The organism is Pedobacter sp. KBW06, assembly GCF_003852525.1.
GTDB lineage: Bacteria > Bacteroidota > Bacteroidia > Sphingobacteriales > Sphingobacteriaceae > Pedobacter.
This window is the reverse complement of record NZ_QAJL01000005.1, coordinates 427,719-452,671: the sequence shown is the minus strand read 5'-3', so window position 1 is coordinate 452,671 and position 24,953 is coordinate 427,719. Positions and strand designations below refer to the sequence as shown.

The window sequence follows — 24,953 nt, the reverse complement described above, 5'->3', positions numbered from 1 at the left end:
AAGAACCTTAGAATTTAAGCCGCAACCCTATACCGAGCTTGAAAATATCTGCAAGGGTAAGTGACGAGGTATTCTGCATATAATTGACCAGATAATAGTCGTTGGTATTGAACTCGGTATATAAACTGACCGCTTTTATACCCAATCCTTTTATCAGCTTTTCCCCCTTGAACTCGATCTCGCTGGCGATAGACAAATGCGGTCTCAGGGCTTCAGACCAGCGGTAATAATCAGAAGAATACCGGTTTCGGTTAAAACGATAGGAAAGCTCCGGGTGAAAAGTATAACTCAGAAAGAAACCCGGGTTGAAAGGGTATAATTTCCCCCAGTCTTTGAGCTTAATCTCATAGACTTTATACGCAAATTTGGCGGTCACAATATTCAGTTCTCCACCTTTCGAAGCAGGAACATATCCGTAGTTGAAATCTAAGATTCCTCTTTTGTTTTTGAATAAATCATAGCCTGCACCGACGCTAAAATAACCAATACTCCCGGCAAGCTGTACAATGGCATTGTCGGGAATCAGAAATTTCAGATGTTGTGCATTGGCTTTTCTTGTGCCCGCCATCAGCAATACGCTGAGGCATATGGCCTTAAAATTGAATCCGTTCAAAACTTAATTTATGATTAATGATTTCTATTAGTAAAAATTCCTCGTTCCCCATAGCGCTGGTGATGAAGTAAGGGATCCCGGAATTATCGGGATAAAAAAGATTATACTTATGGCTATGTGCATGCAGAGAGGCCAGAAAGCCCGGAACTGCGGCGAAAGTGGCGGTATAATCGTCAATCTGACCGGGATCAAAATCTGCTGAATTCGGAGGTACATGGGAAATGGCAATGTAATTACTGACCCCTTCCTGTGCCTGCATTTCTGCTTTTAACCATGGAATATTAGGCGCTTCTCCGTTAAATTTATGTTCCCTGCTGTTGGTATCGTGACAAACAAATTTTACTCCTCCATAGACAAAGGAATAATTAAGCGGACCAAACATATGGGTAAAAGCTTCTCTTCCACGGGAAGTGAGGTCGTGGTTTCCGATTACGGCTACGTAGGGTGCCTTTAGCTTTGACAAGCTCCGGCTGATCCATTCCATTTCCTGCAATACACCATATTCGGTGATGTCACCGGCAACCACAACGAAATCTATACCAGGCATTTCATTTACCTTTTTAGTGAACCTGATCGTCTCGTCACGGGAGCGCTGCGTATCTCCGCTCAATATAAAGCGGACTGTATCGTCCTTGCGGCCATCACCCAGGCGCTTGAGGTTGCCCGCATTGATGTCTTTATAGGAATTCCTGTCGAACACCTGATTGGGGCTATATTCAAAGTTGTTACAACTCCACAATCCCATCACTGTAATTAACGCCGGTACTAAAAACACTCTCATTTAAAATCTGCTATTTCCACCAAACTTAGCGCTATTCGCATTCGGGAAAAAGGCAAAAACCGGGATATGGCATTCCTGTAACCGTTAAATGGCATTGATTTAACAATTCTGTTAAACACAAAAATCAATCTTAAACCGGCAAAAAGGCTGGAACTCCTTATCCCTCTGTTACCTTACGCTTTAAAACAAGGCTGGTTTCGACTGCTTTAAATTCTGGAGAAGTTGAGGCCATAGCACTGGCTTCAGAAAAGGCTTCCGGACTGATGTGCTTCCAGCTCACCTGTGCTTCTCCCAGTTCGAAAAGGATTTCAATGGGGTGATCGATCAGGTGATCTTCAAAAAATATCCGTTTGCTTTCTGCCCAGGCATTCGGATCGCCAAGTTTTGCAGGCCAGGTATACAACTTATGCGCTTCAAGAGACCTTTGGCTGTCCACATATACTGACCTTTTAGAAATGAGGTTGCTGATGTCAAATAGCTGTACCTTAGCTGATAAGGCACCGTCTTCCTCAGTAATACTTAAACCACTGGCAGTAAAATAAGGGACGAGCAGGTTTTCTCCCTGCTGTTGTTCCGGAGTTCCGAAGAATACATATTTTCCTTTTGTCAATTGATGGATCGTTGTGGTCATATCTGGTACTTAGCGGTCTCAAAGCTACATTATATTTTAGCTTTTAACACCTTACTGAGGATTTCAATCGCGGCATTCATCTCATTGATGTTCATTGCCGCAAAACCCATCCGGATGGAATTGCTGTCCCTCAGGTTGCCATGAGATTGAAAACCGCGGCTAATGTACAGACCTTTGGCCACAGCAGCATCAGCCACCTTTGCCAGGGGATAGTCTTTGTTAAAGCTTGCCCAGATTGCCATTCCACCAGAGGGGCGATCAAAATCAATAATGCCTTTCAACTCCTGCAGGGAGGTACAAATGTTGTTCAGCCTGTCAAAATATACCTTGTTCGCCTTTTTCAGGTAGCGGCCGATATCGCCGTTTTGAATCAGCACCGCAAGCGCATCTTCCAGGATATGGTCACCCCTCAGGTCAATCATCAGTCGCAATTGAATCGCCTGCCGGATAAAATCGGCTGGGGCAATCATAAAACCGATCCTTACAGAAGATGCAATAGATTTGGAAAAGGAACCGATGTAGATAACCCTTCCTTCATGCTGACTACTGGCCAGAGGAAGATATGGTGCCGAGCTGTAATGAAATTCGTAATCATAATCGTCTTCGATAATGGCAAAATCAAATTTCCTGGAAAGTTCCAGTAACCGCATCCGCCGCTCGGGGCTGAGTGTCACTGTAGTGGGATGGTGGTGGTGCGGGATCACATATAGCGCATTCACTTTATGCTTTTTACAGGCCTGTTCCACAGCATCCATGTCCATACCATGGGCATCAACAGGAACTTTAACCAAATGCGCGCCGAGCTTTTCGAACACTTTATTGGCGAGAAAATAGCTTGGGTCGCCTACAATTACTTTGTCGCCGGCCTGCAGCAACAAACTTGCGGCAATGTAAATGCTCATCTGTGCCCCATGGGTAACCATCGTATGCTGCATTTGAATATTTAACCCGCGGCTTTCCAAAAGATAACCGACCAAAGCTTCCCTGAGCAATGGCGATCCCCCAGCCAGCGATCCGGGAAGCCATTTCCTTGCCGCCGCCTGCTTCGCCCGGCTTCGGTACTCCCTGTTTAATAAATCCAGGGGTGCAAGCCGGGCATCCGGATATCCTTCATCAATGATGAATTCGGGGAACCTCAAAACGGGTGCAGAAGCAATAGGCATGTGGGGCTCCATCGGATAAAAAGGAGCCGCAAGGAATTCCCCGTAGGAGCTTAACCTGGGCTCATTCCAGCGCTGTGGCTTTAAATCCGGAAGGTTCTGGGCAATCCTGGCACCTTTCTTTGGAATCACCTCTATCCAGCTCTGTGCATAAAGTTCATCATAAGCTGAAATAACAGTCTTCCTGTGAATGTTCAGAAGCCTGGCCAGTGCCCGTGTTCCGGGGAGCATGGTTCCCGGCTTAATCTGTCCTTCACGGATGATGTTTACAATATTGTTCGCGATCTGAAGAAAGATCGGTTGCGAAGATTCCTTATCAATGGAAAGGAGGGTGGTAAATGGAAGCATCTGGACTACTCTGTTTTTTAAATCTGGACAGTAAAGGTAGTCCATCTGCGCGGTACTTTTGAATAAATAAACAACCAATATGATGGACATAACTTATAAAACTGAAGGTTGCCCTGATACTGCCGCAATTGTTGCACTGTATGTAAGTTCGGGCTTAAACAGACCTACTTCTGATGTAGAAAGAATACATAAGATGTATGCGAATTCGAATCTGATTGTAAGCGCATGGGATGGCGATAAACTGGTGGGGATTGCCCGTTCACTTACAGATTTTTGTTATTCCTGTTACCTTTCAGACCTCGCTGTTCATCTGGACTACCAGAAAAGCGGGATCGGAAAACAACTGGTGGCACTAACGAAAGAAAGTATAGGAGGGGAGTCTATGCTGCTGCTGCTCGCTGCCCCAACAGCGATGACCTATTATCCAGGGATCGGGATGGATCATCTTGACAATGCATTTATGATCAAAAGAGAAGCGTAAAAAGGAGGGTATAAAAAAGGGCCGGATTGCTCCGACCCCTTTTTTAAACATACATGTTGTTGGATTAATAGGGATCTATTGAATCACTTTACCGTCTGTACCAATTTTAATGGAAGCAGTTTCTGCTTCTTTTTTCACATCAATCTGGTAATATTGAGTTTTGTCTGCATTTGTTACCAGAAAAGCTGCGGTTGGAGTCCAGGCTTTAACGGGTTCTGATTGCAAAGTTGTTTTCACTGCTTCAGGTAGATCTTTTAATTCTACAGGAGTTTTTGTAGTACTGTCTTGTTTAACTGTAATTGCTACCGGAGCTTTTACTTCAGATGCGTTTGCTGCTGATATTCCTGCGAAAGCTAAAAATGCTGCTGATAAAATGATCTTTTTCATATTTTCTGTATTTCAGTTATTATTCTTGTTAATTACGTTTAGGGTATGTTTAATAATGGTGCCAGAAGAACAATAGTTTGGCACACTACTGATAAACAACACTTTAACAAAATACCGTTTAATTTAACTGTAGAGATCCTCCACACTTTGTAGCTTAAGGAAGCAGAATTATTCTTTATGGAGCAGATTCTGCATTGGTCAGCAGGCTAAACTTATTGATTTTCTGTTTTTGCAGCACGTCGATGATCTTTTTAACGGATGGATATTCTTCTGCCGCATCTCCTTTGATGCTCACCCTCATGGCAGCAGAATGCAATTCGGCAACCGCTTGTCTGGAATGCAGGACCCAATCTGCAAGCTGGTTATTTGCCGAATCAGAAGGGATTCCTGTTTCCAATCCTGATGCCGTTCGTTTTGTGCCATCCATCATGATATAAGCTTTAAGGCTTTGAACGGGAACACCGAATGAACCGATTACGCTGAACCTTTTTTTCTCCTCTGCACTGAATGCTATTTTATATTGCTGGCCAATCTTTTCCAGCATCGCGATCTTAATGTCCTGGCCGCTCGCTTCAAAGAAAACCTTTCCTTTCCCGATCGTCAGGATCGTAATGTCTTTATCGGGTACCTTAATCGTGTAGGTAGAGGTTGGGATCTTTACATCCAGGGGATCCGGCTGTTTCGCTGTGGCAGTTAAAATAAAAAAGGTGAGGAGCAGAAAAGAAACATCGGTCATGGCCGTCATGTCGATAGTCAATGCCTTTCTTTGCACTTTTACTCTGGGCATAATTATAAATTTAGAAGTGGATAGTCGGATTGGATTAACCTTGCTGCAGGCCTGACTTGTAGATCTGATTGATCCACTTTTGTCGCTGTTCCGGCTTTGAAGTTTTGATGATGCCGAGATAGGTCAGCTTTACCGGCTTTACCCCGCAGAACTCCAGTGTACTTTTTCTCAGTTGATTCACACTTGGCCTGCCGTACATCAACCGGTAATACCATCCCGGCTGATCCAGTGTGGTGATGATGCGCGCAGTTTTACCGCTCAGCAGTTTATCCCACCGAACGGAATTTTCACGGTATTGATAGGCAATTCCCGGAAGAAAGAGGCGGTCTATAAACCCTTTCATGATGGCCGGCATGCCGCCCCACCAAACGGGATGAATCCAAACGAGGTGATCTGCGGCTTTTATTTTCTCCAGACTGTCCAGCAAATCCGGCTCAAGGTCCATTCTTTTGGTATAGCCGAATTGCAGGTTTGGGTTAAACTGAAGTTCCCCGATGTGGATCATGGAAACGCTGGCACCTGATTTCAGCGCGCCATCCTCATAAGCTGCTGCCAGTGCCCGATTGAAACTTTCCTTATTGGGATGTCCGTTTATGATAAGAATTTTGGTCATTTTGTCCTGATGTTAATTTGTTCAGGGCAAAGGTATCCCGATGAGGATTCCGGCTACAGGACATTTGTCTATAAAACCACTTCTCTTCTCAGGCGGCTGAGGTGCCTTGGCGTAATGCCCAGATAGGAGGCGAGGTATTGTAAGGGAATTTGCTGAACATAAACCGGCTGGTTCTCCAGAAGGTCTATATATCTTTTCTTCGCCTTCTCTTTCTGGAAAAGGAATAACCGCTTTTCCAGTTCGAGATATTGCTGTTCAGCAATGATCCTGAGGAACCTGGTCCAGTTCAGGCTGGACTTTGACAACTGATCCAGGTCGGTCTTCTGAATAACAATCAATTCTGCCGCAGACACCGCCTGAATGTTTTCCAGCGTCGGCATTCCGGTAATAAATGAAGAATATGCTGTTGTTAAGGTATTTGGGAAGGTGATGCAATAGGTAATTTCCTCTCCGGATTCCGGACTAAAAAAAGACCTGAGAATCCCCGTTTTCAGGAAGGCAACTTCCTTACATAACTGACCTTCCTGAATTAAGAATTCACCTTTTTTAATTGACCTTGATGCGGTCTTTTCTTCAAATGCAGCAATCTCTGCGGGCGTAAAAATGTCAAATGAACTTAGAAAACTACTGATCATTGCTCCACCTCATCTCTGCCAACCGAGACTTTTATTCCAGGGCTGTTTCCCGTTACAGACCTGATTCTTCCGGTTTTTATACCATCATTTAAGCCGTCATAGTATTGAATCTGCGTCGCAGCGATTGACTTTACCAAACCTGTTTTAACACCGTCGTTGAGGCCATCATAATATTGAATCTGTGTACCGCCCACAGATTTTAACTTCCCTGTTTTCACTCCGTCATTAAGCCCGTCGTAATAGTCCACGGACATAGCGCCGATAGACTTGACTTTTCCTGTTTTAACGCCATCATTGAGGCCATCGTAGTAATCAATCCTTATGCTTCCGATTGATTTGAGCATTCCTGTTTTAAAGCCATCGTTGAGGCCATCATAATAATCATATCTGATGCCATCGATAGACTTAATTTTTCCTCGTTTCGGGCCGTCGTTCAGTCCGTCATAGTAGTCGACATTGCCTTTCAGCCCGCCGCCATTCTCTAAAGAAATTTTTCCATTTCCATTGAGGTAAAGCCTCACATCGTCTATGTCCATCCTTGCATAAACGACTGCTTTTCCCGGAATAAAGAAATGAAGGTTAGAAATATTTTGTGCCCTGGCCATCAGCTGCATTCCTAACAATGCGGCGATGATTAGTGTTTTTTTGTATTTCATGATGGCAAATGTTGTGTGTCACATCAAAGGTATTATTCTCTTTTAATAAAAGAATTTAATTTCATTATTTGTCCAGCCATTCTTTAAAGGCGATAGATTTGTCCCTGCTCAGCACAACTTCCTCTTCCGCAGCAGGCAGTAATTCCAATTTGAGCTTTCCGTTAAAAAACACATGAATCTTGGCTACCGCCAGGGTGCAGACCAGGAATTGTCTGGTCACCCTGAAAAACAACGCAGGGTTTAATTCCCTTTCCACTTCTTCCAGTGTCTGACTGATATAATGTTTTTCACCCTTATGGCTCACAAGAAAGGTCGTTTTAAAAGCAGAGCCAAAATAAGCAATCTCTTCCACCGGCATAGAGATCAGCTGATCTCTGAACGTCAGCAGGAAGCGGGACCTGTAAATCACCTGCTGAGATTGAATCTGACCAAACAATTGTACCATGGACTGATAATCCGGCTTACGCTGTTGCTTGCTGAATTTTTCAAGCGCCTGTTCCAATGCCGTCTTATCGATAGGCTTTAACAGATAATCCACACTGTTTACCTTAAAAGCCTGCAAAGCGTACTCATCGTAAGCCGTCGTAAAGATCACAGGTGCTTCCAGTTCCACATTCTTGTAAATTTCAAAACTGAGCCCATCACTTAGCCTGATGTCCATAAAAATCAGGGAAGGAGCAGGGTTACTTTTAAACCAGGCAATGGCCTCTTTAACCGTTTGTAACCGCCCGACAATCTGAACAGGATAAGCCGATTCATTGAGGAGTTTTTCCAAACGCCGGGCATTGGGCAATTCATCTTCTATAATTAAACTATTTATGGTCATACGGCAACAAAGGGATTTTTATTTGAAAGGTCTCCGGACTCTGAACAATCACAGGAATGTGGTCCGATAGCAAATGGTAACGTTCTTCAATATTTTTGAGGCCCATCTTAGAGCTGAGCTCCACATGAGTTTTCAGGTTAATGTTGTTCTCTACGAAAAGGTATTCCCCGGCGCCATAGATCCGGATATGCAAGGGTTCGGCTGCACTGACCACATTATGCTTAATGGCATTTTCAATCAGCAGCTGCAGGGTGATGGGAGCAATGCCGGAAGCATACATGGCCTCAGGAATGTCAATCAGCAGGGCGATACTGTCGCCATAACGCATTTCATACAGAAAAAAATAAGACCTGATAAAAGCCAGTTCTTCTTTAAGTGAGATGACACTCTGGCTCCGGTTGGCCAATAAGTACCGGTATACGGAAGAAAGCTGTTGAAGGAATTTTACGGCGATGTCTTTATCTTCCTCAATTAAAGCAGTCAGCGTGCTGAAGTTATTGAAAAGAAAATGAGGGTCAATTTGTGCTTTTAAGGCATCCAGCTGTGCCTGTGTAACCGATTGTTTCAACCTGATCGCCTCCAGTTCCGCATCCGTCCATTTGTGTAAAAAATAATCTATGGTAAAGGCAGCGGTACTCAGCAGGGAAATGAGTACACCAAGCACAAGGGCTTGCCGAATCAGTAAATCCGTCAGGAATTGAAAAGCACTGAGGGAAACTGCCTGGATCAACATCGATGTGCCATAAAACATCACCGTCAGCAAAACAATCTGAATGATCAGCTGTAAAAGAAAACGGTTTATTGGTGATTTCTCCCAGGGCAGAAACTGATTTAGTGTCGCTGTAATCAAGATCGCCGACTCTATAGTCACCACCACAAAATAACTCAGGTAAGATATCTCGAGACAATAATCGTAAAGGGTATACTCAGCATAAGATTTCATATGATCCTCGCTGGTCATGAAAAAAAACAATAAGTAAATGACCACCGTTAGAAAAGGATAACCGTAAAATCTGAACAGCCGGTAGGTTAGTTTTTGCATTAGAATTTCTGAATTATAGTTTTAAACGAGATCATCATCAAAATTACGAGAATCAACAGCAGAACTGAATATATTTTAAATTTGGGTTTCATGAAACTCAAAAGATTTGATTACTGGCCTTTAAATAGGCCGTTTGCGCCATCAAATAACCATAGGCTGCTTGCAACTGGCTATTTTTAACCTGGATGAGTGTCAGCTCTGCATCTGCTACTTCATGGTATTTGACCACACCTTTTTGCCAGCGGCTGCTGATGAGCTGCAGGTTCCGCTCTGCAGAAGGGACAATTTTACCCTGGTGTTCCCATTCCAGCCAGGCCGTGTTCAGGTTGTTTTTTGCGTTTTGCAATTCCAGGTTCAGGTCATGGTTCAATTTAATATTTTCCAGCTCCGCGATCTTTGCTGTAGCCCGTGCCTGTTTTACCCGGTTGCTTGTTTTAAAGCCGGAAAAAATAGGTACGCTTAACCGAAGGCCAACAAAAAGACTGTTTGGCCACCTGTAATCCCCGAACCTGAAATTATCCGACTGGGTCTGCAGTTGATACTGGCTGACAAAATTAAGACTCGGAAGGTATTTGCTCTTTTCCAGTTCAATCTGATTCATCGCCGCTTCGATATGAATTTTGTTCCTGATGATTTCCGGACGATTTTCAATCGCAGTTCCCGCAGTATTTTCCGTTAAAGTCAATGGAGCAACACCCACTGTCAACTCATCACTCAACAGAATTTCAGTCTGCAATGGCAGCTGGATCAGGTTTTTCAGGAAGTTCTTAGACTGTCGGATTTCATTTTCCGACTTCAGTTCATTGATTTTCATAGACTCCAGGTTCACAAATGCAGACAAAGTATCCGCAGGTACCGCCATTCCTTGCCTGACTAAATTCCTGCTGTTTCTTAAATTGAATTCTGCCCGCTTAATCGACTGTGCAACAAGTGTTTTTCCGGCCTCTGTAGCCAGCACATAATAATAAGCCCTTCTGATTTCATCGGCCAGCTGTTTTTTAGAAAGCAGGGTATTGACTTTAGCCAGCTGCTCGTTCCATTTCGAAGCTTCAATTTCTTTATAAATTTCTCTGTTGAAAACAGGCATGCTCAAAGTTCCGGTCAGGGAATAGGCGTTTTTAGCCGTAGCGTTAACAGGCATCAGGTTCTTATCATCCAGTAACAGGTTGCCTTGTGCATCAAAACCTACGGTTGGGAAGAACATAACCGGTGATTTCACATTCCTGTAATATTCTCCGGAGGCGGAAATATCAGGATACAAATTCCCTTTAATTTCTGCCTTGAAATGCTTTGCTTTCAGCTCTTCCAGTTCGGCCTGCTTAATCCGGATGTTTTCAGACAAACCTTTATTTAAAGCTTCCTGAAGACTGAGTTTCTGTGTTTGTGCCGGCGCAGACTGACCTGCAAATACCATCAGCAGCATTACGCCGGTTACTTTGGCCATTCCCGGTAAGGCAGTCTGGCCTTTACTTCCTGCTGATTTTCCCGCAGCTGATTTTTCCAGTAAACGGGTGATCAGGTCATAGATCACCGGAACTACAAATAAGGTAAGAAACATAGAACTGCTCAATCCGCCAATGAGCACCCAGGCCAGCCCACTGTTCATTTCTGCTGCGGCACCTTTTGCCAGTGCCAGGGGCAGCATTCCAATCACCATCGCCAGCGTTGTCATCAGGATAGGCCTTAAACGGGTACTTCCGGCATCTAAAAGCGCATCCCTCAGGGATTTGCCTTCCGCTCTGGCTTCGTTCGTCCTGTCGACGAGCAGGATGGCATTTTTGGCCACGAGCCCCATCATCATAATCAGGCCGAGAATAGAAAAAACATTGAGGCTTTTTGCCGTCAGGGCCAGTGCCAGCAATGCCCCCACAGCAGCTACCGGGATCGAGAACAGGACCACAAAAGGATATACCCAATTGTTATACAGGGCCACCATAATCAGGTAAACCAGGGTAAAAGAAGCCAGTAAGGCCAATCCAAGCTGGGTAAAGGCATCATCCTGCATTTCCAGGTCGCCCTCATAAGAGATCTGAACACCCGGAGGGAATTTGATCTTCGCAACCGCAGCTTTGATGTCTTCACCAACATCACCTACAGGCCTGCCTGTAACCTGCGACAACAACACGAGACTCGCTTGTTTTGCCCTTCTCTGAAGGTTGGTGGCACTGGATTTCAGCACAACCTTAGCAAACTGGTCCAGGTAAATCAATGCCCCTTTATCATTGCTGAAACTATATTTCGACAACATCCCCGTATGGTTGTTTTTATCTTCCTGCAGCTGAATCCTTACCGGTGTATCCTCTGTAGCACCTCTAAACTTCAACTCATCATAGCCATTGATCGCGCTTCTCATATTGACACCTACCATGCCCATATCGAGCCCCAGTAATGCGGCTTTTTCACGGTCGATCTCAATTTCAATTTCAGGCTTACCTTGTTCTGAGGACATGCGTGGGCTGACCACACCAGCGGTTGCACGCATGATCGCCATGAGTTGCTCCGCAGCTACAAAAACGCTGTCCCGCTCATTTCCGGAGAGGAGGATCTGAATCGGTGCGTCGTTTGCACCAAACAAACCGATAGGAGAAACCCTGGCTTTTACACCGCCCACTTCCATCGCCAGTTCGCGAACTTCCCTGCCCAGATCGGTAAGGGATTTTGTCCTTTGCCTGGCCGGCTTCAAAGAGATATTTATGGCCGCTACATTTCCACTGATATTTTCGCCAAAACCATCAGACTGATAACCAACATTGGTAAATACTTTGGTGATCTCCGGAAGGGCTTTTAATTTTTCTTCTATCGCTTTTACGGCGTCATCGGTGGTCGACAATTTCGTTCCGGGCTGCAGGTCGATCAATAGGGAAAGCTCTCCTTTATCGGTGGCGGGTGTAAATTCAGAACCTACAATTCCGGTAAATACCAGGCTTAAGGACGCGATCAACAGACCGGCAGTAATCAGGATCGTCGCCATTTTATGTTGTAAAGAGACTTTAAGTGCGGCAGTATACCAGCGGATCAGGGCATTGATCCGGTGTTCAAAGAAAAGTCCAATTTTTCCAAAAAATGAGGTGCTGCTTAAATGTTCCAGTTTTGCAAATCTGGAAGCCAGCATGGGGGTCAGTGTGAAACAAACGAACAAGCTTGTCAGTGTAGAGATGACAATCACCAAAGAGAACTGTTTAACCAAACTGCCAACCAGCCCGGGAACCAATGCCATAGGCAGGAATACGACCACATCAACCAGGGTGATGGACAGGGCGGTAAAACTGATCTCATTTCTGCCATCCAAAGCGGCCTGTACTTTTTCTTTTCCCATCTCCATATGGCGATAGATGTTCTCCAACACCACAATACTGTCGTCCACGAGAATCCCGATCACCAGGCTCATGGCCAGCAGGGTCATCAGGTTCAGGGAATAATCCATCAAGTACATCATGATAAAGGCGGTTACCAGAGAAGTCGGAATGGCTATCAGCACAATCGCCGCATTGCGGAGGCTGTGTAAAAACACCAGCATCACCAGTGCAACCAGTACAATGGCAATAAAGAAATCGGTATAAACAGCTTTAGCCGCATTTAAAGTAAACTCACTGCTGTCCTGAGCGATGTCGAATTTCAACTGAATGTTTTTGTATTCCCCTTCCAATACCTTCAGTTCTGCACTTACTTTCTCAGAAACATCTACCGCGTTTGCACCTGATTGTTTGTTGATGAATAAACCGATAGAAGGTGCCCTGTCCAGGCGGTTAACCACCTCCACACTTTTAGCCGCATTTTCTACCCGGGCTACATCTTTAACGCGGATCGCTGTGCCATCCGGAAAAACACGGATCGGCAAGCCAGCTACCTGCAAAGGATCGCTGATCTTTCCCGCCATCCTGATGCTGAGCTCTGCATCGGTATCTTTAATATTGCCCAATGGAAAATCGTTGTTATTCCTACGGATCACCTCTACCAGTTCGGCATTGGAGATCTGATAACTCGCCATTTTATCCGGATCAATCCAGATTTTCACCTCTTTCTGTTCGCCGCCCAATATGCTGATCCGGCCTACACTTTTAATTTGTGCAAGACGGGGTTTTATTTTGTCCCGGAGCATTTCATATAAAGCCGCAGAAGTGGTATTAGCGGTAATCCCAAGGCGGAGAACGGGAAGGTCGTTGATGTTAAACTTATCTACATACGGACTTTTAACCCCTGCAGGCATTTCTGCAAGTACGCCGCTAATGGCTCTTTGAACATCCTGTACGGCCTGGTCTGCATTGGCATCCGCTATAAATGCCAGGGTGATTGCAGAGAGGTTTTCCGAGGAGACTGCAGTCATCTTTTTAACCTTGGTGACGGAAGCCAGACTTTCCTCGATTTTTTTTGTGACACTATTTTCCACCTCCTTGGGCGAAGCACCAGGATAGCTGGTCAAAATAGTAACATACGGGGTCGCCAGATCAGGCAGCAGTTCGTATTTTAATTTTTTGTAGGAGATAAAACCAAGGCCTCCCAGCAGAATAAAAAAGACAATAAATATGATAGGGCGTTTGATCGCCAAACCTGTAATAGACATGGTGGTTTATTTTAATGGATGAAATAAATGGTTAAGGATTGCTGATGGTATAAGACTTCAATACCTTTCCGGGTTCAACATTGCCCTGTCCGGAGCTGATGACCAAATCGCCCTTGGCGAGACCGGCTTTGATTTCAACCGAAGTACCGATATCTCTTCCCGGAACCACCATTTTACGCATTGGCTTTTTTCCTGCATCCAGCACATAAACATAATTGCCTTTAACATCTCTTAATAAAGCAGTCCTCGGGATGCTGAGTGCTTTTGCAAACAAATCTTCATTGAAATAAACGGAAACATTCATTCCGCTCATGAGTGGCCTTTCTTTATTGTTGGGGATTTCGATCTCTACCGGAAATGCTTTGGCTTCATTTGCCAATGGGATAATGGTTTTGATCTTTCCTTTGAGCGTTGTTTTGGCATACACATCAGGTTTGATGCTGACCGTTCCACCCGGTTGAATCTTTGTAATCAGGTATTCCGGAACAGCCACTTTAACCAGCACATGGTCCAGTTCTGCAATCACGCCCAATAATGTCCCGGGGCTGATATAATCACCGGGATTCGATCTTTTCTCTACAATTATGCCATTTGCCGGGGAAATGATATTGGTTTGTCCGACTTGTTTCCTGGAAATATGGAGCTGTTGCTGATAGGTCTTCAATTGCATTTCTGCGGAACTGAGCTGGAGCCTTGCGTTTTCTACTTCTACATAGGAAGCATTGTCTTCTTTTAACAGGGCTTCAAACCGGGCCGAATTCCGTTTGGCGGTTTCGTAATCGGCTTTCGCTTTGTCCAGCCCCAATACATTGATCTGATTCGCTGCCGACCTGATGGTTTTATCTATTTGACCGATCACCTGTCCCTTGCGCAGTGTTTTGCCCAATTCTATGCCTGAACTGGTCAGTTTACCTTCTCCTTCACTAAAAATATTAACGATATTCTTTGCAGCGATATGGCCTCTGAATACGGCCTCTCCGGGAATGTTCATTTCTGCAGCATAAGCAACAACAGCGGTGTAGGGGATCGGACGGAGCTCTTTCCTGATCTCCTTGTCGGCAGCTTCCTTATTGCCCATCAATATGAAAGCAATAAATACGAATATTCCGGTGATAGAGGATCCCCAGATGATGATATTTTTTCCTTTTTTCATTTCTGTTGAGTTGTTTAATTTCTTCAAAATTATTCCCTGAAAAGGGTGATCATGAGGAGAAACTGACCGAGTTGTAGAAAACGGTGTCCGAACTAAAGAAATCAAGGGATCAGTTAAAAAGGAGAAAAGGCTGAACTGCAGTAGCTGATGCTGGTTACAAAACAGCTCAAACGCAAAAAGAGCCGGACAAAGCCGGCTCTTTCATAGCATATATAGAGATACTTGTTATTATTTTACGGGTTTACCGTCTTTATCTAACCTTACTGAAGCTGTTTCTTCACCTTTTTTGATGTCGATCTGATAGTAAGTAGATTTATCTGCGGCCGTTACCAGGAAGGCAGCTGTTGGCGTCCATGCTTTAACTGGTTCTGTTTGCAATGTTGCTTTAACCGGCTCAGGCAAGTCTTTCAATTCTACCGGCACTTTTGTGGCGCTGTCTTGTTTAACGGTAATGGCTACTGGTTCTTTTACTTCTGTTGCGTTTGCTGCTGTGAATCCTGCGAAAGCTAAAAATGCTGCTGATAAAATGATCTTTTTCATATTCAATGTATTTCAGTTAATATTCTTGTTAATTACGTTTAGGGTAGGTTTAATAATGATGCCGCAATGACTGGTTTTTGGCACGTAGCTGATTATTAGTTAGTTATCAGTTGTGGGCTATATTTTAATTGTAGAATTATGCTACAAATTGGGGGATTAAGAATCGGATCTGCAGCGCTGCTGCTATAATTTCAGGAAGGCCTGGGGGAAGCGGCCGGGCAAAACAAAAGGGGCAACTGCTTTCCCTTGAAAGCAATTGCCCCTGATATACGGCAATAAAAAGATGGTATACCTTAGTTTACATCTTTTTGTACTTTTCTTGCCGTACTTTTTCCGGGAAGATAAATGCTAAAACCAACACCAAGCGTTAATTTATGGGCATAAGCACTGCTGCCAAATCCGACAACACCGTTATACTTTAACAACCCTTCCAGTCCGATAGATGGAGTAACAAAATAGGTGAAACCAGGACCAAAACTAAAACCGAGTCCGTTGGTATTTCCAACAGGACCGGCAGGATTGATTCCGTTAACACCTACAGTCGCCTCACCAAAGAATCTTGAGTTTTTTACCACTTCATTTGCTCCGGTTGCGCCAAAGTATCGGCCTAAAGCACCAATGCCATAGTTAATACCCGTTCCGCCACCTTTTTGAGTAGTCAGACCAAAATTCACTTCACCACCAATTGCAAGCCCGTCCTGTACAAACCAGGCTGCTTTAGGGTTGATATCAAAGCTGAATGTATTGGGTTTATCCAGACCGAAACTGATGTCTGAAAGGGAGGCACCGACAAATACATTGCCTTTTTGTATTTGTGCTTTTGCTCCAAATAATAGTCCGGCACATAGACTCGCAGTTAAGAATAATTTTTTCATAGGATATGTTTAAATGTATTTCTTTAACAAACCTGTATAAGTTTTGTTTTTGAAAATTTATCTGCTCAGATGCTCTATTCCAAGTGTTTTCCCTATTGTACCTTAATTATTACCGTAAATATATTTTGCAGAATGAACAATTATATCTGATTATTCATTATAATTACAGTTACAAAAACACAAACTATGAATCAAAAAACATCTAATGCTTTCGTCGCAGTATCCTGGATCGCCCTTGGAGCGGGAATGATCGGCTATTTCGTCGGTTTAGCAAGAGCAGAAATGCAGCTTAACGAAAAAGGATATTATTTCACCATCATGATGTTTGGTCTGTTTGCGGTAGTATCCGTACAAAAAAGCGTAAGGGACAGACTGGAAGGAATTCCGGTAACAGACATTTATTATGGATTAAGCTGGTTCGCCACGCTGTTGTCCATTGTCTTATTAACCATTGGACTCTGGAATGCGACATTATTGCCAAGCGAAAAAGGATTTTATGCCTTTGCTTTCCTGCTTGCCATGTTTGGCGCTATTGCAGTGCAGAAAAACACCAGGGACAATAAATCAGAAGGTGGTGGCAATGGTGGACACATCGGCCGTAACGAAGACAATTAAGCTACAAATAACAACATTAAAGAATGAAATTATCATTTGGAACGGTCATTAACGACCAACCGAATTATTTCATTGAAAAGATCTGGAAGGGCCTCATGGCCCTTTCTTCACATCTGGACAATGAGCATTACAGGTATCAGGAACGACACATCCAGAAGTTCGACAGGAACTGGGACGGGGATACCTATACCGAATTTCTTGAACCAAAAATCCATACGATCAGAAAAGACCCCGATGGGCTCTGGCATCCTGGGACAGAAATCGCGATGGTCATCTATAAAGATACCAGCGACGAATTTCAGTTTGCACCGATGCTCCACTGCATCAGCATTCAGAAAATTGAAATCAGGCAGGCTGCCGGTGAAAATTATACGGTTAGCGTAGATGGAAAGCCGCTGGATGAAGAACAGCTCAATACGCTCGCTATAAATGATGGTTTTCCTTCTGCTGAAGAATTATTGTCTTATTTTAGCGGGAATTTCAGTGGAAAGCTCATCCATTGGACGGCAACGAAGTATTAAAACAGATAACAAGTATAGGTCATGATCATCAGCTACCATCTCGAGGATTTTAGCGCCCCATTTTCCATTCCCGGACAGTTTATGATGGACCGGTTTGAAGACGTCGGAAAGCCTGCAGATATGGTATGGCCTCATAAACATAGCTTCTATGAGGTCTTGTGGATTGAAAAAGGAAATGCACAACACCTGATTGATCAGCATACCATCGACCTTCATTCAGATACGCTGTTCTTTATTGCTCCCGGACAGATCCATGAGCTTGGCCATTCGGAAAACGTAAAAGGGTACAGCATTATGTTCAGCGAGGAGTTTCTTTCCCTCAGCCATGCCAATCCCGAAATGCTTGCCGGCTTGTCTTTTCTGGAAAACAGCTATTCCCGGCCATCGCTGAGCCTGGCACCTCAGCAAAGCGAAGAACTCGGCGATATCATTGGCATGTTATTAAAAGAATCCGGACGCAAAGACCGTTCTGCCAGTATCATCAGGCACCTCTTGCTGGCCTTGCTTTTCCAGATCCAGAGAATGATGGCAGGAGAGGCCAGTTCCGAAGCGGATAACATCCAGGTACTGAACCTCAAAAAATTCAAAAAGCTGATAGAGGAATATTATAAGAAGGAAACCAAACTCTCTTTTTTCTCCGCACAACTGTTTATGACCAATGCCCATTTAAACGAGATCGCTAAAAAAATCACCGGTAAAACGGCCGGAGAACTGATCAGGGAAAGGGTTTTACTCGAGGCAAAAAGAATGCTCATCCATGGACATTGGACCGTAGGACAGATCGCTTCTGAACTTGGATTTAAAGATTTCTCCTATTTCTCCAGGCATTTTAAAAAGCAGGAGGGCTTAACACCTGCCGAATTCCGTAAATCCAGCAGCCCTTCGGGATAATTTTCACCAAAAGTACCAATAAAGCAGTTCTTAGTCCTAACATTCGAAAATCCAGCCTGGATACCTTTGCGTTTTAAAACACTAAAGCCAATACCGCATCATGCAGATTAAATTGAACAGCATTGCCGAGGCCATTGAAGAGATCAGGGCTGGTAAAGTAATTATAGTAGTAGACGATGAAAACAGGGAGAATGAGGGAGATTTTATTACCGCTGCTCAAAATGCAAGCCCGGAGGTGATCAACTTTATGGTGAGTCATGGCAGAGGCCTGGTTTGCGCTCCACTGACTGCAGAAAGGTGCGATGAGCTGAACCTCCATCAAATGGTGAGCGATAATACCGCTGCCTATGAGACCAGTTTTACCGTTTCTGTTGATTTGCTTGGAAGCGGTTGTACCACGGGAATTTCGGCTTCCGACCGCTCTAAAACCGTTAAGTCGCTGATCGACCCTACAGTAAAAGGCTTCGACCTCGGCAGACCCGGACATATCTTTCCCTTACGTGCCAGAGATGGAGGCGTACTTACCCGGCCCGGCCACACGGAAGCAACTGTTGATCTTGCCCGTTTAGCAGGCATGGAACCCGCAGGAGTGCTCGTGGAAATCCTCAAAGACAATGGAGAAATGGCCCGCTTACCTGATTTAATGGAAATCGCAGTCCGGCATCAATTGAAAATCATCTCGATTGAAGACCTGATTACTTATCTTAAAAAAGAAAACTAAGGAAGGAACGTTTGATCTGTCAGCCTTTTGATCATCGCTGAACTCTGCTCACGGCCATGTTCCAACCTGTCTTTGAAGAACAGTTTAGTCTGATCAAAATGCTGCTTATAACCTTCCATATCCCCATATCCGATGATGGAAGTCCATTCCCGCACTGCAGAATGAAACTCCAGGTCGTCAGCACGGATACTTTTGTCGAACAGTGCTGCATGGATAGATTCTTCCAGTAACGCTTCATTTCGAAAAAGGTATTCTACAATTCCCAGCCTTAGCCGGAAAGGAGGCGTCTGGCAAATCAGGTTGTCGTAAGGATTGATTTGTAAATGATACCAGGCATCAGCCATACTGAGCAGGCTCAGGTGGGAATTGGCCTTTCTTACCCCCGGATTCGAAGAAAGCGAGAACTCCTGCATCACCTGATCGTCCAGTAGCAAAGGTTTCCTGCTTTCATGGAAAACAAAATCCCTGACCTTGTACAGGCGCTCCCGGAAGGTTTTCTCTTCTTCCATGATCATCATCTTAAAGAGCTCTGATTCCGATTGGGCATAACGTTTCACCTGTTGGCGCGCAAAAGGGTTTAAAATCGCCAGACCGGCATAGATGTGTGCTTTATAACTAAAAATCCTAAGGGTCGTCAGGATCTTTACATTGTCGATCCCGCCCAGGTATGAGGCATTTTCCCAGGGGAAGAAACCTGCTGAAGCCCAGGCAGTACCCATGCTTTCAAAGCCCACATGTGTGGCAGCCTGTGTATCCGCAACAATCCGGTCATGGTCCCGGTAGTCTTTCATCTCCACCAGTTCGGAGCCCAGGCAGGAGAGGAGGTCGGTCATGCGCTGATAAGCCTCGTTGCTGGTCCGGTGTGGAATCACGATCATTTTCTGACCTGCAGGATCAAAACCGGGGCCATGTAAAGAATGACAGGTGATGATCTGAATGTCCTTAGGCAGGTACTTTTCAAAAGCAACGATCTCCGGATGTTTTACAGAAGTCTGTCCAGCTACAATTGCCCCATATTTGGTGGAACTGCCATACATCGCCAGCACCTGTTCAATTTTTTCAGATTCTACGGCATAAAAGATCACATCGCAAATCCGGGAAACTTCCTTTCCATCCTCTAAAATGGTAATCCCATGGGGATTTAACGCTTCATTTAATTCGTCCCTTCGCTCCGGAAGGTCTGAGCCATAAACGGGATAACCAGCTTTAGAAAAACCTAAAGCATACATTTTACCCATATCGCCAAGACCAATAATTCCTACATTCATATTTACCTGTTAATCCATGCAAATAAGGGAAAATTCCTTTCAACCCGAAATGACGGTCATCACATCGGGCATAAAATTCATTAAAAAATCCTTTGCCCCGTAAAAGTTTCAGCATATCAGAATATTTTGACCCCATACACGTTAGAAGAACAGCTAATGCATAAAGACATTAGCTTTGTCACATGAAACGAAATTCCTTTTTATTTTTAACGCTGACGGCATCTGTTTTCTCCTCAGCATTATTTGCACAAAACAACCCACTCCAACAAAAATTAGACAGTATCGTCAGCACAAAAAAAGCTGATGTTGGCTTCTCCGTAATGTATTTGGAAAACCAGAAAATTGTCTCCCTGAATGGCGACAAACATTACCCTATGCAAAGTGTCTACAAATTTCACCTGGCCCTGGCCGTATTGAATCAGGTAGATCAGGGAAAACTCAAGCTCGACCAAAAGATTTTTGTTAAAAAAAGCGATTTACTTCAGGATACCTGGAGTCCTTTGCGCGAAAAATATCTCAATGGAAATGTAGGATTACCTTTATCTGAAATCCTGAAATATACCGTTTCAGAAAGCGACAACAATGGCTGCGATATTTTATTCAGACTCATTGGAGGTACCGGAAAGGCAGATCAGTTCATTAAAAAACAAGGCATAAAAGAGATCTCTATTACCGGAACGGAAGAGGAGATGCATAAAGATGATCAGGTACAGTTCAGAAACTGGACCACGCCAAAGGCGGCCAACAATTTGCTTAAAAAATTCCTGGAGGGTAAAGTACTTAAAAAAACGACTGAAGATTTCTTAATGAAAATTATGGAAGAGACCGTAACTGGCCCTGGAAAGATCAAAGGTTTATTGCCTAAGGGCACACTTGTTGCCCATAAAACAGGAAATTCAGGGGTAAATAAGGAAGGGATTACTGCGGCATCTAACGATATCGGAATCGTAACGCTTCCTAATGGAAAAAAGATGCTCATTTCTGCTTTCGTATCGATGTCAAAGGAAAGTGATCAGGAGAACGATAAGATCATTGCAGCGCTTACTAAAGCTGCCTTTGAAGAAGGGTTGAAATAAAAAACGGCGCGTGTGATCTGGAATATTGTTCCCGGTAACACGCGCTGTTTACTTAAATATTTGTGCCGCTATCCATTGTTAATGAGGTACCCGTCATGTACTTCGACTCTTCGCCAGCAACCCAGGCTACCAGTGAAGCAATTCCTTCAGCAGTTCCATATTCTTTAATCGCCATTCTTTCCCTTGCTGCATCTGCTGTAGGACCTGTAGCCGGATTCATATCCGTTTCTGTTGGTCCCGGGTTTACGAGGTTCGCAGTAATCCTTCTGTCACCAAGATCACGTGCAAGTCCTTTGTTAAAACTAACCAGGGCAGATTTACTCATAGAATATAAGGTGAGGTAAGGAACGGTCACGATTTCTGCAAGACAGCTGCCTATGGTAATGATTCTTCCGCCATCAGGAATGAACTTTAAGGCCGCCTGAGTGGCAAAAAACACGCCTTTTACATTCACATCAAACATTCTGTCGAAATCTGCAACGCTGTATGCTTCGAAAGCTTTACCATCTGCAATCCCTGCATTGTTTACCAGAATGTCTATTTTACCAAAATGCGCTCCCGCTTTTTCTACTGCCGCAGTCACTTCCTCATAGCTGCCGCTATCTGCTTTAATTGCAATTGCCTGAGCTCCCTTACTTTCAATTTCTTTAACCAGATTTTCAGCAGCAGTTGCTGAGCTTGCATAAGTGAAGGCAACTTTAGCACCTTCAGCACTTAATCTTTTTACTATCGCCGCGCCGATACCTCTGCTTCCGCCGGTTACCAATGCAACTTTGTTTTCTAAATTTGTCATATGGAATAAATCTTTATTTCTATCAAAAATATATATTGATATTTGCATTTAAAGGTACACATCAAATTGTTAGGTACTTACAAAAACGTAAGAAATGAGAAAAGAGAGCTCTACGAACAATATTAATGAAAAAAGGCTAAGAGAAATGTGTGGTACTTCCTATGCATTGTCCATCATCGGTGGCCGCTGGAAGCCTACCATCATTTGCCGGTTAATGGATGGGAAAGTCAGGTATAGCGACCTTAGGGATTCTATTACCGGGATTTCAGAGCGAATGCTCGTGCAACAATTAAGAGAACTGGAAAAAGACGGCATCCTGATCAGGATTGTTTATCCTCAGGTTCCGCCAAAAGTAGAATATGAGCTTACTGAAGATGGATTGTGCATGCAACCCATGCTCAGTAAGATGTCGGAATGGGGAAATAACCATAAGGCTAAATATCAGAAAGAGGAGCTTGTTTAATAAACAAGCCCTCTTTTATTTATTTGGCAGGCGTAAAGATCCAGGTATCATCAAACAAGGTTGATCCGTTTCTTCCTGTCGTAATAAATCCCTGGTTACCGATAGAAAAACCAATAGCAGCATCTCTTGCGGCGCCTTTAAAATCTTCGTGTTGTTTCCAGTCGTCGGTATCAGCCCTGTATTTCCATACCGAGCTTAAAAGCTGTCCCGAGTTTCCTCCAATCAGGTATCCGGTGTTTCCTATCACAAAGGTCGAGGCAAACTGTCTGCTCAGGTTATACTCATATGGTTTTTTAGGGCGATTCAAATCATTTAACCTCGTCCAGCTGTCGTCCTTAACAGAATACCTCCAGAAATCCGATAAATAACTCCCGTTATTCAGGCCGCCACCAATATAGACAGTCTCTCCAATCGTGAAAGTAAAGGCATTTGACCTTTTAGAGCTGGGTAAACTGCTCACTTTTTTCCATTGATCAGTTAGCGGATTATAGGTGTAAAAATCAACCAGATCTCCAGACTTATTGGTTCCGGTACCTACAACTCCCATGCCGTTGGCGGCGAAAGCAATAGCGCCGTACCTGGCTTCGCCGGGAAAATCAGCGGCAATTTTTTTCCATGTTTTCAGGAGCGGGTCGTACTCATAAAAATCGGACAGCGCATCTTTACCATCAAAACCGGATCCAACATAAGCCTTTCCGTTAACGGTAAAGGAAACGGCATAATTCCTGGCCTTTCCGGGGAACACCACATCTTCAGCCTTGTCGTTTTTAACCCTGATCCAATTTGATTTTTCTTCGTTATAGGTCCACAAATCATTTAATCTTTTTTCGCCATCAAAGCCTCCTGTAATGTATACTTTTCCATTAATAACAAAACTGGTTGCCCCACTCCGGCGGGTCCCTTCAAAGTCAGAGCCACGAACCCATTCCTTGGGATCTTCTTTTTCTTTTTTACAGGCGGATGCCATTAACACCATGGCCAGTATGGACACTTTTAGCAGGTTTTTCAACATGATCATATATATATATTAAAATTTAGTGTAAAAAATCTTGAGTTTTATCGAGCGTATGGATTCTCCGTTGGTAATATGCAGCCTGTCAACTGTTTTTGTCAGGGGATCGAAAGGAAGGCTAAGCATGAGCGAAGTCTTTTTATATTTACCTTTTCTGATGGCATCAATATAGCCTGCCAGGGAGAAAATATACTTTGCTTTTGAACCGGCATCATTTCCCGGCTGGAACTTCGCCATCTGTATGGACTTGCCATCGGTATTGGTCAGCACCTGAGTGGGGGTGTTCGAGGAATTCGAAATGAATAAGTTGAGCTCCCTGGGTGCTTTGAAAACCTTGTACGACGATGATTCGGTTTCGATCACGAGCTCCGCATCATTTACGCCGATTCCGGGCTGCTGAAGAAAGCTGGTTAAACCGGGCAGGGAGAGCTTGGTTACGATCCCGGTTCCGGCCTGAACGAATAACTCCTTATTGGTGGCCTCCGCACTTAATTCCCTGGAATGATAATTTAAGGCTTGTAACTTCGTTTTATTCCGGTCCGCATCGATATGGTTAAACTGATACTGCTTATCATTTAAATTGAACTGAACACTTCCTTTTTTGGGAAAGCCATCGGCCCCTTTATAATGATAGTATAAAACCATTTTTAACTTTTCAGCATCAAAGCCAAGCACACTCTTTCCAGTATTTCCGGTAATCAGGGCAAGCCCCTTGAAATAGTTCAAAAAATCTTCGTTGACGTTTAACCGGCTGTCTTTATTGAGCAGCATTTTAAAAAGCTCCTGTCCCAAAGACTTTCTTAAAGGAATGGAAAGGGTATCGCTGGAAAAAGGCTTCGGCAATACGCTGAGCTCAGCCAGTGGCAGAGGATCGTAGTCAATTTTACTTGTACTGTAGAGTGCCTCTTCCTTAACAAATATGGGCCGCTCTTCGGGTTCTACCGCCTGCTCAACCTTGATCAGCTTTATTCTTTTGCTCAGCTGATGTACCGAGAACTTTTGTACCTCATTGGTATCTCCATATACATACTTGTTGTATTTCAAGACCAGGTTAAGGGAGTCAAACAGGGCATCATCGGGGATACTTCCATTGTTAAAAGCGGGTATGCCAATCTGTAAATAGGACGATAGCCTGGTTTTTCCGAAATCAGGGTCCTCGACTTGTCCCAGCAGGATTGAGCCGGAGTTGGAACTGGGCAGGGAGTCCAGCAGATAAGTGGAGGCAATCACCGTAACCGTATCGGTCATCTCCATGGAGATCGGATTTTCATTTTTCGGCAAGCCAATCTGGTCGCCCTTCCTGCAAGCCGAAACAAAAAGGACTACAAAGGAGAAACAGAGCAGCAATTGGCCCGGCAAAATCTTAAGCGTAGAATTCATAATTTATATAAATAATTGATGCTGACAAAGATGTACTGAGGGAATGTTAACGAATGTTACGATTTGTTAAAAATCGTTAAGAGAAACTTTTAATGAAGTAGGGGCGGTTACATTTGTTCAATGA

25 protein-coding genes and 1 pseudogene are annotated in these 24,953 nt (G+C 44.0%); 7 read left to right on the top strand and 19 right to left on the bottom strand.

What is annotated here, in order from left to right; genetic code table 11:
- Positions 1-7 precede the first annotated feature (7 nt).
- The 4 genes from DBR43_RS28120 to DBR43_RS28105 form a co-directional block, all read right to left on the bottom strand.
- A complete protein-coding gene (locus DBR43_RS28120; protein ID WP_233603247.1) occupies positions 8-613 on the bottom strand; it encodes a hypothetical protein in 606 nt (201 codons plus the stop codon).
- Positions 594-1,394: a metallophosphoesterase family protein gene (locus DBR43_RS28115; protein WP_124586658.1), complete on the bottom strand. Its 801-nt coding sequence runs from the start codon at positions 1,392-1,394 to the stop codon at positions 594-596. Before DBR43_RS28115 ends, DBR43_RS28120 begins: the two co-directional genes overlap by 20 nt.
- Positions 1,395-1,551: 157 nt before the next feature.
- On the bottom strand, positions 1,552-2,025 hold the full coding sequence (locus tag DBR43_RS28110; RefSeq protein WP_124586657.1) for a hypothetical protein: 474 nt from the start codon (positions 2,023-2,025) through the stop codon (positions 1,552-1,554).
- A 29-nt stretch (positions 2,026-2,054) separates the two neighbouring features.
- The gene (locus tag DBR43_RS28105; protein WP_158622617.1) at positions 2,055-3,533 is read right to left on the bottom strand and encodes a PLP-dependent aminotransferase family protein; all 1,479 of its coding nucleotides are present in this window, start codon (positions 3,531-3,533) and stop codon (positions 2,055-2,057) included.
- Between the two features lie 79 nt (positions 3,534-3,612).
- Between DBR43_RS28105 and DBR43_RS28100 the strand changes: the two genes are divergently transcribed.
- Entirely contained in the window at positions 3,613-4,014 is a 402-nt protein-coding gene (locus tag DBR43_RS28100) for a GNAT family N-acetyltransferase (RefSeq protein WP_233603246.1), read from the top strand.
- 75 nt (positions 4,015-4,089) lie between these two features.
- Here DBR43_RS28100 and DBR43_RS28095 read toward each other — a convergent pair whose 3' ends face one another.
- The 11 genes from DBR43_RS28095 to DBR43_RS28045 all read right to left on the bottom strand — a co-directional run bounded on the left by DBR43_RS28095 (position 4,090) and on the right by DBR43_RS28045 (position 16,089).
- Positions 4,090-4,401, bottom strand: a complete 312-nt coding sequence (locus tag DBR43_RS28095; RefSeq protein ID WP_124586655.1) for a hypothetical protein — start codon at positions 4,399-4,401, stop codon at positions 4,090-4,092.
- Between the two features lie 175 nt (positions 4,402-4,576).
- On the bottom strand, positions 4,577-5,188 hold the full coding sequence (locus tag DBR43_RS28090) for an ExbD/TolR family protein (protein ID WP_124586654.1): 612 nt from the start codon (positions 5,186-5,188) through the stop codon (positions 4,577-4,579).
- 34 nt (positions 5,189-5,222) lie between these two features.
- Positions 5,223-5,801, bottom strand: coding sequence for an NAD(P)H-dependent oxidoreductase (locus DBR43_RS28085; RefSeq protein WP_124586653.1), 579 nt, complete (start codon positions 5,799-5,801; stop codon positions 5,223-5,225).
- Positions 5,802-5,869: 68 nt separating this feature from the next.
- Positions 5,870-6,436 carry a Crp/Fnr family transcriptional regulator gene (locus DBR43_RS28080; protein ID WP_124586652.1) on the bottom strand — a complete coding sequence of 189 codons (567 nt, stop codon included), beginning with the start codon at positions 6,434-6,436 and terminating at the stop codon, positions 5,870-5,872.
- Positions 6,433-7,092: a hypothetical protein gene (locus tag DBR43_RS28075; RefSeq protein ID WP_124586651.1), complete on the bottom strand. Its 660-nt coding sequence runs from the start codon at positions 7,090-7,092 to the stop codon at positions 6,433-6,435. The genes DBR43_RS28080 and DBR43_RS28075 overlap by 4 nt, the downstream gene beginning before the upstream one ends.
- 64 nt (positions 7,093-7,156) lie before the next feature.
- Positions 7,157-7,918 (bottom strand): LytR/AlgR family response regulator transcription factor, encoded by a 762-nt coding sequence (locus tag DBR43_RS28070; RefSeq protein WP_124586650.1) that lies wholly within the window; start codon positions 7,916-7,918, stop codon positions 7,157-7,159.
- Positions 7,905-8,960: a sensor histidine kinase gene (locus DBR43_RS28065; RefSeq protein WP_124586649.1), complete on the bottom strand. Its 1,056-nt coding sequence runs from the start codon at positions 8,958-8,960 to the stop codon at positions 7,905-7,907. Before DBR43_RS28065 ends, DBR43_RS28070 begins: the two co-directional genes overlap by 14 nt.
- A gap of 97 nt (positions 8,961-9,057) precedes the next feature.
- Positions 9,058-13,521: an efflux RND transporter permease subunit gene (locus DBR43_RS28060; RefSeq protein WP_124586648.1), complete on the bottom strand. Its 4,464-nt coding sequence runs from the start codon at positions 13,519-13,521 to the stop codon at positions 9,058-9,060.
- A gap of 31 nt (positions 13,522-13,552) precedes the next feature.
- The gene (locus DBR43_RS28055; protein ID WP_124586647.1) at positions 13,553-14,674 is read right to left on the bottom strand and encodes an efflux RND transporter periplasmic adaptor subunit; all 1,122 of its coding nucleotides are present in this window, start codon (positions 14,672-14,674) and stop codon (positions 13,553-13,555) included.
- A gap of 228 nt (positions 14,675-14,902) precedes the next feature.
- Positions 14,903-15,214 (bottom strand): hypothetical protein, encoded by a 312-nt coding sequence (locus DBR43_RS28050; RefSeq protein ID WP_124586646.1) that lies wholly within the window; start codon positions 15,212-15,214, stop codon positions 14,903-14,905.
- A gap of 293 nt (positions 15,215-15,507) precedes the next feature.
- The gene (locus tag DBR43_RS28045; RefSeq protein ID WP_124586645.1) at positions 15,508-16,089 is read right to left on the bottom strand and encodes a hypothetical protein; all 582 of its coding nucleotides are present in this window, start codon (positions 16,087-16,089) and stop codon (positions 15,508-15,510) included.
- 186 nt (positions 16,090-16,275) lie between these two features.
- Here DBR43_RS28045 and yiaA point away from each other — a divergent pair, with 186 nt between their 5' ends.
- From yiaA to ribB, 4 genes and pseudogenes are all read left to right on the top strand, one after another.
- Positions 16,276-16,704, top strand: coding sequence for an inner membrane protein YiaA (yiaA, locus tag DBR43_RS28040; RefSeq protein WP_124586644.1), 429 nt, complete (start codon positions 16,276-16,278; stop codon positions 16,702-16,704).
- Positions 16,705-16,727: 23 nt separating this feature from the next.
- Positions 16,728-17,225: a hypothetical protein gene (locus DBR43_RS28035; protein WP_124586643.1), complete on the top strand. Its 498-nt coding sequence runs from the start codon at positions 16,728-16,730 to the stop codon at positions 17,223-17,225.
- A 21-nt stretch (positions 17,226-17,246) separates the two neighbouring features.
- On the top strand, positions 17,247-18,116 hold the full coding sequence (locus DBR43_RS28030) for an AraC family transcriptional regulator (RefSeq protein WP_124586642.1): 870 nt from the start codon (positions 17,247-17,249) through the stop codon (positions 18,114-18,116).
- A gap of 100 nt (positions 18,117-18,216) precedes the next feature.
- A pseudogene (gene ribB, locus DBR43_RS28025) lies at positions 18,217-18,834 on the top strand (3,4-dihydroxy-2-butanone-4-phosphate synthase); the annotation flags it as partial.
- On the opposite strand, the gene DBR43_RS28020 reads toward ribB, so the two are convergent.
- Positions 18,834-20,105 carry a prephenate dehydrogenase gene (locus tag DBR43_RS28020; RefSeq protein ID WP_124586640.1) on the bottom strand — a complete coding sequence of 424 codons (1,272 nt, stop codon included), beginning with the start codon at positions 20,103-20,105 and terminating at the stop codon, positions 18,834-18,836. The pseudogene ribB and the gene DBR43_RS28020 overlap by 1 nt on opposite strands.
- Positions 20,106-20,287: 182 nt before the next feature.
- Between DBR43_RS28020 and bla the strand changes: the two genes are divergently transcribed.
- Positions 20,288-21,181 (top strand): class A beta-lactamase, subclass A2, encoded by an 894-nt coding sequence (gene bla / locus DBR43_RS28015; protein ID WP_124586639.1) that lies wholly within the window; start codon positions 20,288-20,290, stop codon positions 21,179-21,181.
- Positions 21,182-21,233: 52 nt separating this feature from the next.
- Here bla and DBR43_RS28010 read toward each other — a convergent pair whose 3' ends face one another.
- Positions 21,234-21,974: an SDR family oxidoreductase gene (locus DBR43_RS28010; RefSeq protein WP_124586638.1), complete on the bottom strand. Its 741-nt coding sequence runs from the start codon at positions 21,972-21,974 to the stop codon at positions 21,234-21,236.
- A 94-nt stretch (positions 21,975-22,068) separates the two neighbouring features.
- On the opposite strand from DBR43_RS28010, the gene DBR43_RS28005 reads away from it, so the two are divergent.
- The gene (locus DBR43_RS28005) at positions 22,069-22,437 is read left to right on the top strand and encodes a winged helix-turn-helix transcriptional regulator (RefSeq protein WP_124586637.1); all 369 of its coding nucleotides are present in this window, start codon (positions 22,069-22,071) and stop codon (positions 22,435-22,437) included.
- A 19-nt stretch (positions 22,438-22,456) separates the two neighbouring features.
- Here DBR43_RS28005 and DBR43_RS28000 read toward each other — a convergent pair whose 3' ends face one another.
- A complete protein-coding gene (locus DBR43_RS28000; protein ID WP_124586636.1) occupies positions 22,457-23,455 on the bottom strand; it encodes a Kelch repeat-containing protein in 999 nt (332 codons plus the stop codon).
- A 9-nt stretch (positions 23,456-23,464) separates the two neighbouring features.
- The gene (locus DBR43_RS27995; RefSeq protein ID WP_124586635.1) at positions 23,465-24,829 is read right to left on the bottom strand and encodes a DUF4270 family protein; all 1,365 of its coding nucleotides are present in this window, start codon (positions 24,827-24,829) and stop codon (positions 23,465-23,467) included.
- Between the last annotated feature and the right edge of the window lie 124 nt (positions 24,830-24,953).